Annotated in this window: 11 protein-coding genes; 7 read left to right on the forward strand and 4 right to left on the reverse strand. The window is 68.7% G+C overall.

Features of this window, described 5'->3' with window-relative positions; all coding sequences use genetic code 11:
• The first annotated feature begins 19 nt into the window (after positions 1 to 19).
• The 3 genes from QOL69_RS10595 to QOL69_RS10605 all read left to right on the forward strand — a co-directional run bounded on the left by QOL69_RS10595 (position 20) and on the right by QOL69_RS10605 (position 2,871).
• Positions 20 to 1,057, forward strand: coding sequence for an ABC transporter ATP-binding protein (locus QOL69_RS10595; protein WP_283403124.1), 1,038 nt, complete (start codon positions 20 to 22; stop codon positions 1,055 to 1,057).
• The gene (locus tag QOL69_RS10600) at positions 1,054 to 1,854 is read left to right on the forward strand and encodes an ABC transporter permease (protein WP_283403125.1); all 801 of its coding nucleotides are present in this window, start codon (positions 1,054 to 1,056) and stop codon (positions 1,852 to 1,854) included. Before QOL69_RS10595 ends, QOL69_RS10600 begins: the two co-directional genes overlap by 4 nt.
• A gap of 105 nt (positions 1,855 to 1,959) precedes the next feature.
• The gene (locus tag QOL69_RS10605) at positions 1,960 to 2,871 is read left to right on the forward strand and encodes an HpcH/HpaI aldolase/citrate lyase family protein (protein ID WP_048077974.1); all 912 of its coding nucleotides are present in this window, start codon (positions 1,960 to 1,962) and stop codon (positions 2,869 to 2,871) included.
• A gap of 555 nt (positions 2,872 to 3,426) precedes the next feature.
• Here the strand turns inward: QOL69_RS10605 and QOL69_RS10610 are convergent.
• On the reverse strand, positions 3,427 to 3,795 hold the full coding sequence (locus QOL69_RS10610; RefSeq protein WP_283403126.1) for a VOC family protein: 369 nt from the start codon (positions 3,793 to 3,795) through the stop codon (positions 3,427 to 3,429).
• Between the two features lie 134 nt (positions 3,796 to 3,929).
• Here QOL69_RS10610 and QOL69_RS10615 point away from each other — a divergent pair, with 134 nt between their 5' ends.
• Positions 3,930 to 7,034, forward strand: coding sequence for an FAD-binding and (Fe-S)-binding domain-containing protein (locus tag QOL69_RS10615; protein WP_283403127.1), 3,105 nt, complete (start codon positions 3,930 to 3,932; stop codon positions 7,032 to 7,034).
• A 187-nt stretch (positions 7,035 to 7,221) separates the two neighbouring features.
• Positions 7,222 to 7,344, forward strand: coding sequence for a hypothetical protein (locus QOL69_RS10620; protein ID WP_255331290.1), 123 nt, complete (start codon positions 7,222 to 7,224; stop codon positions 7,342 to 7,344).
• A 626-nt stretch (positions 7,345 to 7,970) separates the two neighbouring features.
• Here the strand turns inward: QOL69_RS10620 and QOL69_RS10625 are convergent.
• Both QOL69_RS10625 and QOL69_RS10630 read right to left on the reverse strand, forming a co-directional pair.
• The gene (locus QOL69_RS10625) at positions 7,971 to 9,737 is read right to left on the reverse strand and encodes an L-lactate permease (protein ID WP_283403128.1); all 1,767 of its coding nucleotides are present in this window, start codon (positions 9,735 to 9,737) and stop codon (positions 7,971 to 7,973) included.
• Between the two features lie 265 nt (positions 9,738 to 10,002).
• Positions 10,003 to 10,452 (reverse strand): acyl-CoA thioesterase, encoded by a 450-nt coding sequence (locus QOL69_RS10630; RefSeq protein WP_283403129.1) that lies wholly within the window; start codon positions 10,450 to 10,452, stop codon positions 10,003 to 10,005.
• 175 nt (positions 10,453 to 10,627) lie between these two features.
• On the opposite strand from QOL69_RS10630, the gene QOL69_RS10635 reads away from it, so the two are divergent.
• Entirely contained in the window at positions 10,628 to 12,232 is a 1,605-nt protein-coding gene (locus QOL69_RS10635) for a methyl-accepting chemotaxis protein (protein WP_283403130.1), read from the forward strand.
• Positions 12,229 to 12,963 carry a G protein-coupled receptor family protein gene (locus tag QOL69_RS10640; protein ID WP_283403131.1) on the forward strand — a complete coding sequence of 245 codons (735 nt, stop codon included), beginning with the start codon at positions 12,229 to 12,231 and terminating at the stop codon, positions 12,961 to 12,963. Before QOL69_RS10635 ends, QOL69_RS10640 begins: the two co-directional genes overlap by 4 nt.
• 116 nt (positions 12,964 to 13,079) lie before the next feature.
• Here QOL69_RS10640 and QOL69_RS10645 read toward each other — a convergent pair whose 3' ends face one another.
• A complete protein-coding gene (locus QOL69_RS10645; RefSeq protein WP_283403132.1) occupies positions 13,080 to 15,548 on the reverse strand; it encodes an efflux RND transporter permease subunit in 2,469 nt (822 codons plus the stop codon).
• Position 15,549: the final 1 nt, after the last annotated feature.

Raw genomic sequence — 15,549 nt, forward strand, 5'->3', positions numbered from 1 at the left:
CGGCCCGTACCGCGGGGCAATGGCACGGAGCGCGGCGAGCGCGCGCGACGAGACCCGGAGCGGCGGTGACGACGTATCGAGCGACGAGCTCTCCGGCCCGCCCGCGCTCGCGGTCGAGGGGCTCACGAAGCGGTTCGGCGACGGCGACGACGCGGTGACCGCGGTCGACGACGTGAGCCTCACGGTCGAGCGCGGATCGGTCGTCGGCCTGCTCGGCCCGAACGGCGCGGGGAAGACGACGCTGATCAAGTGCGCGCTGGGTATCGTCATCCCCGACGCGGGGTCGGTCCGGGTGTTCGGCAACGATGTGCGCGACGGCCGGGGGACCGCCTACGCCGACGTGGACGCGATGTTGGAGGGCGCGCGCAACGACTACTGGCGGCTCACCGTCCGCGAGAACCTGCGCTACTTCGCGACGGTGAGCGGCGTCGACCCCGACTCCGTGGCGGCGCGCCACGACCGACTGCTCGACAGGCTCGATCTGGCCGACAAGGCGGACACGCCGGTCCGCGACCTCTCGCGCGGCATGAAACAGAAGGTGTCGCTGGCGAGCGTGCTGGCGGGCGGCGCGGAGCTGGTCTTCTTGGACGAGCCGACGCTCGGACTCGACGTCGAGAGCGCGCGGACGCTCCGGGCCGAGCTGCGCCGGCTCGCGGCCGAGGAGGGGCTCACCATCGTCGTCAGCAGCCACGACATGACGACGATCGAGGCGGTGTGCGACCGCGTCGTGATGTTGTCGAACGGGCGGATCGTCGCCGACGACACGGTCGAGGCGCTGCTCGGCGCGGCCGACCGCGACGTCGTCCGCGTGGCGAGCCCCGACCTCGATCGGGAGACGATCGCGGGGCTCCGCGAGCGGTTCGAGGTCGTCGGCGTCGACCCCGACGCGACCCCGCCCGCGGTGACGGTCGCCGCGGGCGGCGACCGGCTGTACGACCTGACCGACGCGCTCCGCGCGGCCGGCGTCACGGTGTCGGACATCCGGACGGTCCAGCCCGACCTCGAAGACGTGTTCCTCGAACGCACCGGCAGCGTTCCCGGCGGTGACTCCTCGTGAGTGGAGACGAGGACGAGCTGCGGCCGGCCACCTACTACCATCTTGCGCGGGCCGTGCTGTACCGGGAGTTCCTCATCTTCGTGCGCTACCCGGCCAACGCGATCGGGGGGATCGTGGTCTCGCTGTTCTTCTTCGCCGCGCTGTTCCTCGGCGGGCAGCTGCTCGCGGGGCAGGCGCTGACGGACTCGATCGAGGGGATCGTCGTCGGCTACTTCCTGTGGACGCTGTCGGTGGGCGCGTACTCGTCGGTGTCGAACGACATCGGCAGCGAGGTCCAGTGGGGGACCTTAGAGCGGCACATCACCACCCCGTTCGGCTTCGCGCCGGTCGCGCTGCTGAAGGGGGTCGCGAAGGTGGTGCGGACGTTCCTCACGAGCGCGGTGATCCTCGCGGCCATGCTCCTCGCGACCGGGACGCGGCTCAGCCTCGCGCCGGTGACGGTGGTCGCCGTCGCGGGGCTGTCGATCGTCTCGGTCCTCGGACTCGGTTTCGCCGCGGGGGGCGTGACGGTGCTGTACAAGCGGATCGGCAACTGGCTCAACCTCCTCCAGTTCGGCTTCGTCGGGCTGATCTCGGCACCCGTCTTCGACCTGCCGTGGACGCGCGTCCTCCCGCTGGCGCACGGGAGCGCCATGCTCCAGCGCGCGATGGTCGACGGGATCCGACTCTGGGAGTTCCCGCTCGCCGACCTGGGGCTGCTCGTCGCCGTGGCGGTCGGCTACCTGCTCGGCGGCTACCTCGTGTTCCAGCTCGCTACCCGGCGAGCGCGGCGGTTGGGCGTGCTCGGTGACTACTGATCCGCCGCCGCCGGCTCCGGATGTTAACTCGGGATCGACTCCCTGTAAAAAACCCCGACTGGGGTAGCTTTATTTTCATGGATAAGGGTGATAGACCTGTCACACATGACTGACGTCACCCTTCGTCGGACGCAGCTAGCGACGCCCGCGAGCGACGAGAAGATGATGCATTCGGCCGCCGACAGCGACGCCGACGAGGTCTTCCTCGACCTAGAGGACTCGGTCGCGCCCGACGCGAAGCCGGCCGCGCGCGAGCCGCTGATCGAGGCGGCCCGCGAGGAGGACTGGAGCGACAAGGTCCTCAGCTTCCGTATGAACGGAATCGACACCAAGTGGTGGTACGACGACGTGATCACCGTCGTCGGCGAGGCGGGCGAGTACATCGACGACATCATCGTCCCGAAGGTCAAGTCCGCCAGCGACGTTCACACCGTCGAGAACCTCCTCGCGCAGGTCGAGGAGAACAACGGGCTGGAGGTCGGCGCGATCGGGCTCGAACCCCAGATCGAGGACGGCGAGGGGATCCACAACGTCCACGAGATCGCCCACGCCTCCGATCGGCTCTCCTCTATCATCTTCGGCCCCGGCGACTACTCGGCGGCGATGGGGACGCCCGGACTCGACATCGGGCAGTTCCCCGAGTACCCCGGGCACTACTGGCACCACGCGCTCTCGGAGTGTAACTCCGCGGCGAAGTCGGCCGGCCTCCCCTGTCTCGACGGCCCGTACGCGGACATCGAGGACCCCGACGGGTTCCGCGAGTCCGCGAGCAACGCCAACATGATCGGCTGCGACGGTAAGTGGGCGATCCACCCCTCGCAGATCGAGATCGGCAACGAAGTGTTCGCGCCGGACCCGGAGACGGCCGAGCGCGCCAAGCGCATCGTCGACGCCTACGCCGAGGCGATGGAGGAGGGCAAGGGCGCGGTGAGCGTCGACGGCCAGATGGTCGACGAGGCGACCAACAAGATGGCCCAAGACATCGTCGAGAAGGCCGAGGCCGCCGGCATCCTGTAATCGGTCTCGACCGTTCGACCCGCGTCCCGCTGATACACCGATTTTTTTGCGCCGACTCAGTCTTAGAGCGGTCGTGCTCTGGACGACGGCGGGGGTGCGTACTATAAACCCGAGTCGGTGAGCGTACATTTAAAAAGATCTGAGCGACGACGAGGACCGTTTATAAAGAATAATGCGGTGGCGCGTGCCTCCGAGCGTGCCGCCGAAGGCGGCCGCGAGGAGCACCGCGCGAGGGAGTCGGTCGCCGGAGCGAAGTGGAGGCGACCGACGAGGCTGGGGAGGTGTGAGGTGCTGTGCGGTTGCGATCGGGTGGGACTCAAAGGGGCAGCTGTGAGGCGGGCGCAGGCAACGTAAGCACCGCAGGAACGAGCGAAGCGAGTGACGAGGAGCGCAGCGAGCGTGCGCCCGCCTCACGGCTGGGGCTTTGGAGGCCTTCGCCGAATCGTCGTTCACTTATAGATAGCCGACAGCGACACCACTTAGCCACTTATAAACAACCGATCAATCGACGCGCGATACGTACTCCCGAAATCGCTCGTCGTTCGCCAGTTCCGATTAAAGCGGCTCGATCAGTTCGACCGCGTGCCCGTCGGGGTCTTTCACGAACGCGGTGCGCGCGCCGGCCTCGGGCTGGTCGCCCGGCTCCTTCACGACGCCGTGGTGGTCGATCGACTCGAACGCCTCGTCGACGTCGTCGACGCCGACTGCGACGTGGTCGTACCGGTCGCCGTCGTCGCTCGGCTCCTCGCCGTCGGTGTCGGACAGCTGGAACTCGACGCCCGCGTCGTCGGCGACGTAGACGTTCCGCGTGTCGCCGTCCCCGGTCGTGAACTCCCAGGAGCGCTCGAACCCGAGCTGTTCGACGTACCAGTCCGCCGTCCGGTCCGCGTCGGCCACGTTGAGACACGTGTGGAGTATCTCCATGATGCCCGCCTCTCGGGGAGACGGGTTAAATCCCGGCGGGAGACGGCCGCACGGCGACGGTGACCGGAACCGGATCGCCTCGCAAAATTATCATTAACAAAGGTTTTATTCTCTCGCTCGCCCCGGATCACACTATGGCAACCGAACCCACGTGGGGGAGCGACACGCCGGACCTGGACACGTCCGCGGCCGCGCTCGGTCACGACCGGCCGGACGTGGCCGCTTATCGGGACCTGGCATCGGACCTCCGCGAGCGGGTCGCGGGAGAGGTCCAGTTCGACGAGTACGCGCAGGTGCTGTACGCGACGGACGGGAGCATCTATCAGGCGCGACCGGCCGGGGTCGTGATCCCGCGCTCGGTCGCGGACGTTCAGGCCGCGATGGAAGTCGCCGCCGACCACGGTGTCCCGGTCATCCCGCGGGGGGCCGGCTCCTCGCTGGGCGGACAGACCGTCGGGCCGGGCTGCGTGGTGTTGGACTTCTCCACGCACATGGACGAGATTCTGGAGGTCCGCCCCGACGACCGGCGGGCAGTGGTCCAGCCCGGCGTCGTTCAGGACCACCTCGACGACCGCCTCGCCGAGGACGGGCTGAAGTTCGCGCCCGACCCGGCCTCCTCCGCGCGGGCGACCGTCGTCGGCGGAATCGGCAACAACTCCACCGGGGCGCACTCGGTGCGGTACGGGATCACGGACGCGTACACGGAGGAGCTGACGGTCGTGCTCGCGGACGGCTCGCTGATCGAGACCCGCGAGGTCGTCCTCGACTCCCCGGAGTACGAGGCGATCGTCTCGGGCGACGACTTGGAGGCGTCCCTGTACGAAACGACGCGGGCGCTCGTTGAGGACAACCGAGCGCAGATCGACGAGAAGTATCCGAACCTCAAGCGCTCCGTCTCCGGGTACAACCTCCACAAGGTGATCTACGAGAACGACGACGGCGACGAGGTGATCAACCTCTCGAAGCTGTTCGTCGGCGCGGAGGGCACGCTCGGCACGATCGTCGAGGCCGAGGTGTCGCTCGTCACCCGGCCCGAGGAGACGGCGCTCGCGCTGTACACGTTCGACTCGCTGGTCGACGCGATGAAGGCCGTGCCCGAGGCCCTAGAGTTCCCCGTGAGCGCGGTCGAGCTGATGGACGACGAGGTGTTCTCGCTGGCGGCCGGGTCACAGGAGTTCGCGCAGTACGCCGAGCCGATCCCGGACCGCGCGGCCGCGGCGCTCATGCTGGAGTGGGACTCGGAGCTGGTCGACGACTTCGAGGCGGCGATCGCGGACACGACCGCCCACTTCGTCGACGAGGGCGACGCCTTCGACGTGCTGGAGGCGTACACCGACGAGGACCAGGAAGACCTCTGGAAGCTCCGAAAGGCTGCCATCCCGCTGTTGATGAGCATGCGCGGCGACCCGAAGCCGTACCCGTTCATCGAGGACGCGACCGTGCCGCCCGAGGAGCTGGCCGAGTACGTCGGGCAGTTCGAGGACGTGCTGGAGAACCACGACACCTCGGCCGCCTACTTCGCGCACGCCGGGAGCGGCACGCTCCACATCCGCCCCATCCTCTCTTTGAAAGAGGAGGAGGGCGTCGAGAAGATGCACTCCATCTCCGAGGACGTCACCGACCTCGTCTTGGAACACCACGGCGCGTTCTCCGGCGAGCACGGCGACGGGCTCGCGCGCACCGAGTTCAACCCGAAGATGTACGGCGAGGAGCTGTGGAGCGCCTTTCAGGAGCTCAAGTCGACGTTCGACCCCGAGTGGCGGATGAACCCGGGCAAGGTCGTCTACGTCGACGGTGACACCGCCGCCGAGCGCGGCTACCCCGACACGGCGGCCGACACGGACATGCGCGAGAACCTCCGGTACGGGCCCGCGTACGAGTCGATCGAGCCGCAGACGACGCTCGACTTCGACGACGAGGGCGGGTTCTCCCATCTCGTCGAGCTGTGTAACGGCTGCGGCACCTGTCGGGAGACGGACTCCGGCGTGATGTGTCCGACCTACCGCGCCTCCGAGGAGGAGATACAGGCGACCCGGGGGCGCGCGAACATGCTCCGGGCCGCCATCAGCGGCGAGCTGGACGACGACGAGATCCACTCCGACCGCTTCCAAGAGGAGGTGCTCGGCCTCTGTGTCGGCTGTAAGGGGTGTAAAAGCGACTGCCCGACCGGCGTCGACCTCGCGAAGCTCAAAGCCGAGGTGAAACACGAACACCACGAGGAGGAGGGGTCGGGGCTCCGCGAGCGGATCTTCCGGGACATCGACCGGTTCTCCGCGCTGGGGAGCACGCTCGCGCCGATCTCGAACGCGGCGACGAAGATCCCCGGGGCCCGGAGAGTGATGGACGCGGTGGCGGGGATCGCGCCCGACCGCGAGCTGCCGACGTTCCGTTCCGAGAGCTTCGAGGAGTGGTTCGCGGCGCGCGGCGGCTCGACGGTCGCCCCCGCCGAGGCGGTCGACACGGTCGCGCTGTTCCCGGACACCTACACGAACTACAGCTACCCGGCGGCCGGGAAGGCGGCCGTCTCGGTGCTGGAGGCCGCGAACGTCCGCGTGGAGGTACCCGACGATCTGGCTCCCTCCGGTCGGGCGGCGTTCTCGACGGGGTTCCTCGACGACGCCCGCGAGCGCGCCGCGACCAACGTCGAGCGGCTCGCGCCCCGGGTCCGCGACGGCCAGTCGGTGGTCTTCGTCGAGCCCTCGGACGCCGTGATGTTCCAAGACGAGTACTTAGACCTCCTCGACGGCGACGACGTCGAGGCGGTGTCGGCCGCCGCCTACGGCGTGTTGGAGTACCTCGACGCCGGCCGCGTCGACGAGCGGCTGGCGTTCGACGCGCCCGCGGAGTCGCTCACCTACCACGGCCACTGTAACCAGAAGGCGACGAACAAGGACCACCACGCGGTCGGCGTGCTGCGGCGCGCCGGCTACGACGTGGACCCGCTCGACTCCTCGTGTTGCGGGATGGCCGGCTCGTTCGGCTACGAGTCGGAGCACTACGACATCTCGAAGGCGATCGGGCGGATCCTCTTCGATCAGGTCGATGAGAGCGACGGCGAGACGGTGACCGCGCCCGGCGCGTCCTGCCGGTCGCAGCTCGGCGACCGCGGGAGCGACGCGGAGAACCCGCCGCACCCGATCGAGAAGGTCGCCGAGGCGGTGACGGGACCCGCGCCGGACGCGGTCGCCGACGCGAACGCCGGCGACGCGACGGCCGCGACGGCGGTCGACGACGACTGACGGCGGGGCGGCGGCGGTGGCAACGACTGACGGCGGCGCAACGGCCGCGGCGAAGTGACACCTTCCTCGCCCGGCGAAACCCCCCCGAACGATCCTGACGATCCGGTTGATATATCACGAACTATTCACCACGATATATTGCGATTTCGAGCTTCTTATGCCCGTGAAAGTCCTATCTGTGGATGTAATGACTGATATCAAAACGATCTACAAGAACGGATCCGTGCGACTGAAAGACACCCCGCGACCCGAGGACCTCGACGCGACGACCAGTCCGGTCGCGCGCCTCGTCGACTGGCTGCGCGCCTGAGTCGCGTATCTTCTCGCCTGAAACGGCCGGTCGCTGAAGAGCGCTGATAAGACGGATATTTCGTGGCTGATGTTGGTGCTGAAAATGGAGTTGCCTCTGATCTGGTGAACACCGCCGAAGCCCCGGCTGTGGGGCACTACGTGGTCAGACTCGACACGAGTGATTCCGTAACCGAAACCACCGAAGCCCCAGCCGCGAGGAGGTCACACGCTCGCTGCGCGCCTCACTCAGTCGCTCGTTTCACTCGCTCCTTCGTTTCGGTGCTTACGTCGCCTGTGACCTCCTCGCGGCTGCCCCTTCGATTCCCACCCCGCACAGCACCGCAACCGCACCTCACGCCTCCCCAACCTCGTCGGCGGTCCTCCGCTTCGCTTCGGGCCGCCGACTCCCTCGCGCGACGCTCCTCGCGCTTTTAAAAGGCGCTCGGAGGCGCGCGCCACCGCACTAACTCAACAGATCGATCACTCCGTCACCTGTACTGAGCTTGAGGCTGTGAAATCATCAATCGCTGTGGATTTCGATAGGGTCGACAGCGCCGGCTCGACCCGTCCGGCCCGATGGACTCGCGACTCGCGAGTCGCCGTCGAGTCGATAAAAAGTCCGCACCGCGGCGTCGGTCCCGGCGGTCAGAACACGCCGGTGAACAGCACGTAGCTGAACAGCACACACAGCAGCCCGACGCCCGTCGCGTAGTACAGCAGGGGGATGAGGTTCAGCCGCATCACCCGCCCCTCCTGTCCGAGGAGACCGACCGTCGCCAGCGCGGCGACGAGGTTGTGGATCGCGACGAGGTTCCCGATCGCGCCGCCGACGGCCTGCGCGCCGACGATGATCGTCCGCGGGAGCCCGAGCTGCGTCGCCGCCTCGAACTGGAACGCGCCGAAGGTGATGTTCGAGACGGTGTTCGAGCCGGCCATCGCCGCACCGAGCGCGCCGATGAGCGCCGCGACGGCGGGGTAGGCGACCCCCAGCAGGTCGGCGGTCGTCTGCGCGAGCAACACGATCATGCTCCCGACCTCGGGCGCGCCCGGGTGCGCGCCGGACTGGAGCATCACCTGGACCATCGCGATGACGAAGACGAGGGCGATGAACGGCGAGACGATCTTCCGGGCCGCCTCCTTCCACGCGTCGCCCACCTCCTGACCGGACATTCCGAAGATCGGGATCGCGAGGACGGCGCTCACGAGCAGCCAGAAGCCGGGGACGTTCATCCACGCGACGGACCCGCTGAGCGTCGTCCCGAGGATGTCGTTCCAGTTGACGATGAAGACGTTGCGGTTGATGAAGTTCGATATCGGGCCGACCGCTCGCGTGACCACGAGCAGGACCACGAGCAGGACGTACGGCGCCCACGCCTTGAGCAGGGAGATGTCCTCGCCGCCCTCCAGGTCGGCCGCCTCGGCCTCGGGCGAGACGCCGCCGCGGCTCTCCGCGCTACCGCCGTTCGAGCCGTTCGACTGGCCCGGTTCGATCGTGCCGACCCAGTGGTCCTTCCACCGGTCGCGCTCGGGGAACTCCCACTCGTTGTCCGGCAGGAGGTAGCCGGCGCGCACGACGCTCAGGATGATCGCGCCGCCGACCATCGAGCCGATCAGCGACGGGAACTCGGCGGTGAGGAACCACGCCGAGAGCCAGTACGGCACCGCGAACGCGATCCCGGAGGCGAGACACAGCGGCGCGACCTCCCACGCCGGTGCCAGCGAGCGCTCGTCGGGGTCGCCGAAGAAGTAGACGACCATCCCGACCGCGAAAAGCGGCATCACGAACCCGACCAAGGCGTGATACGTCGCCGCCCACGCGGCCACCTCGACCGAGAACTCTTGGACGGTCATCCCGCTCCCCTCGATGGCGCTCCGCGTGAACTCGACGCTGCCGAGCGGTCTCTCGATTCCGACGACGATCGGCGTCCCCACCGCGCCGTACGTGACGGCGATGATGTGGCCGATTATCGCCGCGATGACCGCCGCGAGCGCCGGGAAGCCCAGCCCCAGCAGCAGCGGCGCGACGACCGCCGCGGGCGTCCCGAAGCCGGCCGCCCCCTCGATGAACGTCGCCATGAAGAACGCGATCAGGACGATCTGGACGCGGCGGTCGTCGCTCACCGCCGCGAACCCGCGGTTGATCCGGTCGAACGCGCCCGCCTCCATCAGCGTGTACAGGAGGACGAGCGCGCCGAAGACGATCCAGAGGATCTCGATCGCGGTCATCACCCCCACGGCGGACGCGCCCAACAGCCAGTTCACCGGCATGTTCCACGCGAAGTAGCCCACCCCGATCGCGGCGACCCACGCCAGCGGCATCGCGCGCGTCGCCGGCCAGAGGAGGCCGACAAGCAGGACGCCCGCGAGCAGCAGCGGTACCGCCGCAACCGCGACGTCGACGCCGGTCGTCATCCCTTCGTCCCCCCGTTATATCCAGCAGTTCGACACCCTCCACGACTCGTGTTAGGAATGCTCACCCACATGCGACGTGAGTTCATCACGTTCATTAATTATAAAAACTCGCGTTTCAACGAAACTGTCACTTTCGCTCCCAAACCCTAACCCTCAGCCCCCTACGGCGACGATACCGCGGGGGTTTCGATCCGACGACGAGAAACTGACATACACTCGATTACGAACCGAGACAACGGCGGTCGGTCGCGGCGTCGCGGGGAGCCTACCGCTCCTCGTCCGGCTCCGCCGCGAGCGCCTCGTCGCGGAGCTCGCGGCAGCGGTCGCCGCGGACCTCAAGCTCCGGGACGGGCGTCGGCGTCCCCTCCTCGTCGACGGCGACGAACACGAAGTACGACTCCGTGGTGAGTTCGCGCTCGCCGGTGCGTGGGGCCTCGCGGAACGCGCGCAGGCGGACGCGGACGCTCGTCCGCCCGGCCGCGTACGCGTACGACTCGATGACGCAGGTGTCGCCTTGGGGAACGGGCCGCTTGAAGTCGAGTTCGTTGATCTTCGCCGTGACGCAGGTCTCGCCGGCGTGGCGCATCGCGGACATCGCGCCCACCTCGTCCATCCACTTGACGACGTTGCCCCCGTGCGCGGAGGCGTAGTTGTTCGTGTGGGTCGGCTGGACGCGCTGGCGGTTCTCGATGTACGTGTCGCTGACGCTCGGCATGCTCGTGGGTGGCGCGGCCGCGGGAAAAAGGCCGATCCTGCGGACGGCGCATCGCCGCGCGCCCGGCGGCCTTCGGACCCGAATCGGTTCGGGTACCGCACGTCATATTATCGATCTGGGTAATTTGATCTTTACTCCTAAATACCGGATCCAGTTTCGTACGGATAGTGTACCTATGCTGAACGCGATCACCACGCGCTACGGCCGACGGGTCGGCGCGGCCGTCCTCCTGACGCTCGCCGCGACGCTCGGATTCATCGCCCTCTTCGCGGGCCACGTCGCGACGGTCGGGACGCCGGCGGCGGCGACGGCGGCCGTGACCTCCATCGGCGTCGTCGTCACGCTGAACCTCGGGTTGCTGGGTATCGTCCTCGTCGGGAACGTCGCGGTCGAACTCCGGCGGCTGACGGAGACCGCCGAGGCGGTCGGCCGCGGCGAGTTCGACGCGAGCGCGAGTTCGGATCGCCGCGACGAGATCGGGCGGCTGTTCGACGCCTTCGACGAGACGCGCCGGTCGCTCCGGGACGCGGTCGCCGAGTCCGAGCGCGCGCAGTCGGAGGCCGAGTCGGCCCGCGAGGAGGCCGAGTCGCTGTCCGACACGCTGCTCGACCGCGCCGAGGAGATCGGGGGTGCCATGGAGCGGGCGGCCGAGGGCGACCTCACGCGCCGGCTCCCCGAGGACAGCGACGTCGACGCGATCGAGCGCATCACGGCCGCGTACAACGAGATGACCGGCGGGCTCTCGGCGACGGTCGAGGACATCCAGTCGTTCGCGGGCGACGTGGAGGCCACGAGCGAGGAGATGGCGGCCGAGGCCGACGACGTGGCGGAGATGAACCAGGAGGTGGCCGCCGAGATGCGGGCGCTGGCCGACGAGCTGGACGAGCAGACCGACCGGCTGCGCGAGACGGCCGCGGACACCGACGACTTCTCGGCGACCGTCGAGGAGATCGCCTCCACCACCGACGAGGTGGCGGGCGACGCGAGCGCCGCGGCCGACCTCGGCGAGGAGGGGGAGGCGCGGGCGACCGAGGCGATCGAGGCGATCGTCGCGATCGGCGACCTCCTCGCGGACCTCGACGAACTGGTCGCCGGGCTGGACGACCGGATGGACGGCGTCGCGGAGACGACCGACGTGATCGCGGACATCGCCGAACAGACCAACATCCTCGCGCTGAACGCCTCGATCGAGGCGTCGCGCGCGGGCGGCGACGGCGACGGGTTCGCGGTCGTCGCCGACGAGGTGAAGGGGCTCGCCGAGGAGACGCGCGAGTCGACGACGGAGATCGAGGCGACGATCGGCGAGGTGACCGAGGACGTGTCGGCGGTCGCCGGCGAGATGGACCGGACGATGACGGAGTTAGACGAGACGACCGCGGCGGTTCGCGAGGCGGGGACGGCGATAGAAGAGCTCACCGGCACCGTCGAGGACGTCGACGTCGCGATGGGCGACATCGCGCGGGCGACGGACGAGGGCGCGGAGGGGATCGAGTCGGTCGCGGCGCGCGTCGAGGCGGTCCACGGCTCCGCCACCGACGCCGCGGACCGCGCCCGGACGCTGGCCGAGGCCGCGGACGACACCGCCGAGACGGTCGGCGACCTCGCGGCGACGGCGACGGCGCTCGCCGAGCGTACCGCGTCGCTCACCGACCGGCTCGCCCAGTTCGAGACGCGGGCGGACGCGGACGCCGCGGGTGTCGACGCTGCGGGGGCGACGGTCGCGAGAGGCGACGACACGCCCCCGGAACCGGCCGCCGCAGACGGAGGTGAGCGCCGATGATTGAGCCGACCGCGGTGCGGTTCGCGTCGGCGGGGGTCTACGCGGTCTCCGCGGTCGTGCTGTTCGCGCTCGCGCGGCGCAAGCCGGCGGAACTGCGCCGGTACTGTTACCCGTTCGTCGCGGTCGTGGCGCTCGCGGGCGTCGGGATCGGGATGTGGGGGGCGGAGATTGGGACGTTCAGCGTCGCGAGCGGCACGCTGGAGGCCGGCCAGCTGCTCACCGACTACGTGGCGTACCCGTTCCTGTTCGGGTTCGCGGCGTTCGTCGCCGGGGCGGGCCGGCGGTACGTCGGCGCGGTCGTCGCGCTCACCGTCGCGCTCCGGCTCGGCTACGACTTTGCCGAGGTGTTCGCGGGGCCGCTCGCGACGGCGGGCACGCTCGCCATCCTCGTCGGGTACGTGACGCTGATCGGGCTGTTCTTCGGGCCGGTGGCGAGCGCGGCGTCGCAGCAGCCCCCCGCCCGCGAGCTGTTCTACACAAAGACGCGGAACCTCGCGCTGTTCGCCTTCGGCGTGTTGATCGCATGGGCGATGCTCCAGATCGCCGGGCTGTTCGACGCCTTCACCGCGACGGTGACGCTGGAGTACCTCGACATCCTCTTGCGCGTCGGCTTCGCCGGCTTTGTGTTCGCCAACGTGGAGACGCTGACGGCCGACGCGGAGTCGGCAGCCGGTGACAAAGAGGGCGGGAGCGTCGAACCCGCGGGGACCGGCGCGTCGACCGCGGACTGACGATCGGTTCTCTCCGTTCGCCCTGACCCGCCGCTTCGTCTCGCGTCGCCGCCGGTCAGTGGTCTCGACGGCGACCCCGAGGCGGTCGGTGTCGTCGACGGTCGCCGCCTTGGAGTTCAGGCCGAACTCGCCGCGGTCCGTCCCGTCGGCGTGCTGCGGTAGCGCTCCCACAGCAACACCGCCGGCGGCAACGCGACGACCGTGAACACGAACGAGTACAGAACGCTCAGCGCCATCAGGAGCCCGAAGTCCCCGAGCACTGGCGTGATCGCGAGCGCGAGCGCTCCCGTGCCGAGCGACGTCGTGAGCATGCTCCCGAGGAGCGCACCCCCGGTGCCCGACAGCGTCGTGGTCATCGCGTCGTAGGCGTTCCGACCGCTGTTGTACTCGTCAATGAACCGGTGGGTCGCGTGGACCGAGTACGCGATCCCCAGCCCGATGGATATCGAGAGGATCGTCGCCGTCAGCGCGTTCAGGGATAGTCCGAGCGCCCGCATGGTCCCGATGAGGAACGCGATCGCGACCAAGATCGGGAAGACGTTCACGATCCCCAGGTACGGTTTCCCCTCTAACACGGCGTAGGCGACGACGAGGAACCCGGCCGTCAGTCCCACGGCGAGGATCATCCCTTGGATCGCCGAGTCGAAGATGATGTCCGTGATCGCGTCGAAGACGACGAGCTGTCCGGTCGCGGTCGCTTCGTACCGGAAGTCCTCGGCGAACGCGCGGGCGTCGGCGGCGGCCTCGGCCTGCGACGCGTCCGCGTCGATCGCGTACTCGATCTTGGCGTTCCGCCGGTCCGGCGTGAGGTACTGCTCGGCGCGGTCGCCGGACGGCGACGCGAACAGCTCGTCGTAGATCCGGTCGAGGTTGCGTTCGGGAACCCCGTCACCGTCGCGGTCGTTCCGCGCGACGAGTTCGCCGAACTCGGGGTTCCGATCGGCGTGCGACCGGATCACCGTGGCGACGCTCGTCGGGCGAGCGCTTCCGCCGTCACCGACCGCGAGCGCGTCCGGCGGGTCCTCGTTCGGCTGTGAAAGCGCCGCCAAGGCGTGGTCCTCCTCGAAGTTCCCCTCGACGTATATCGTCACCGACTGGTCTTGGCTCGTGGCGAACCGGTCTTCCAACAGGTTGATCGTCTCCGTGACGGTGTAGGTCCCGGGCGCGAACGGCTCGGGCAGCGACGTGATGTACTCGGGCTGTTCGGCCGGCGGGAGGAAGTCCTCCTGCTCGAAGGAGGTGTCGACGCCGCTCCCGTAGGCGGCCGCGACGCCGCCGGTCAGGAGTAGCACCACGACGAACGCGATCGGCGCGTACCGACTGGCGCGCGCGGGGAACGCGAGCAGGCGTCCGAGCGTCGAGTCCTCCGAGGAGATCGGTTTCGAGTTGAACTCGGGGACGCCGTAGCGCTCGCGCAGGCGATCGACCTCCAGCTTCGCCGCGGGCAGGAACAGCCCGAAGATCAGGAAGGTGAACACGATACCGATCGCCGACGCGAGCCCGAGATCGCGGATCGGCGTGAGATCGGAGATGACGTTCGCGCCGAACCCGAACACGGTGGTCACCGTGACGATGACGAACGCGACCATCAGCTGGTTGTTCGCGGTTCGCATCGCCTCGACGGGTTCGAACCCCTCGACGGTCTCCTCGCGGTAGCGGTTGATGATGTGGATGCCGAAGTCGACGCCGACCGCGAGCAGGAGTACCGGAACGGCGATCATCTGCTGGTTGAACGGGATCCCCGAGTAGCCGAGGAACCCGAACGTCCACAACACCGTCATCAGAAGCGACAGCAGCCCGAGCGAGAGGTCGATCGGATCGCGGTAGGCGACGACGAGGAACAGCAACAGCAACAGCACCACGACGGGCATCACGATCGTCAGCGAGTCGCCGATCACCTGTCCGGTCTCGGCGTTGGTGATCCCGGTGCCGAACGCTCGGATGTCCGCCGGCTCGTCTTCAGCGATCGAGGCGACCTCCGTCTGGAGGCCCGCGAGATCGTCGAACCCGCTCGGGACGTCGTGCGAGACGACCGTGATCGAGGCGGACGCCGAGGCGCTCGTCGGGTTGAAATCGGTCGCGAGGCTGCGCGAGAACGCCGGGTTCTCGGCGGCGAGCTGGCGGACGGTCCGGCGCACCTCGGTCTCGGTCGCGCCCTCCAGCGCCCGCCGCTGTTCGGTCACCGTGGTCGCCGAGGGGTCGATCGCCTGCGCGACGGTCGTGGCCGCCCCGTTCGCGTCCGCCATCCGCAGCGACTCCCGCGACTCGACGCGTTCCAGTACTCGGAGGTTCCTGACGAGCGCCTCCTTCGAGAGGGCGTTCCCGCTGACGTGGATCAGCTGGGTCGACTCGCCGTTAGCCGCGAACGGGTCCTCGAACTCCTCGTTGACCGCGTCGAGCGCCTCCTGTTCGTCGAGCCCTTCGGTGAACCCCTCCGTGGGTTCGGTCTCGGTGGAGACGAGCCCGATCCCCCCCGCGAACACGGCGGTCAACAGGAGGAACGCGACGACGACCGCGCGCGGGCGGTCGACGATGACGTCGTTGAGGCGTCGTATTCCCGCCTCGATCCGCTCGCCGAGTCGCATC

The organism is Halorubrum sp. DM2 (assembly GCF_901686465.1).
Taxonomy (GTDB): domain Archaea; phylum Halobacteriota; class Halobacteria; order Halobacteriales; family Haloferacaceae; genus Halorubrum.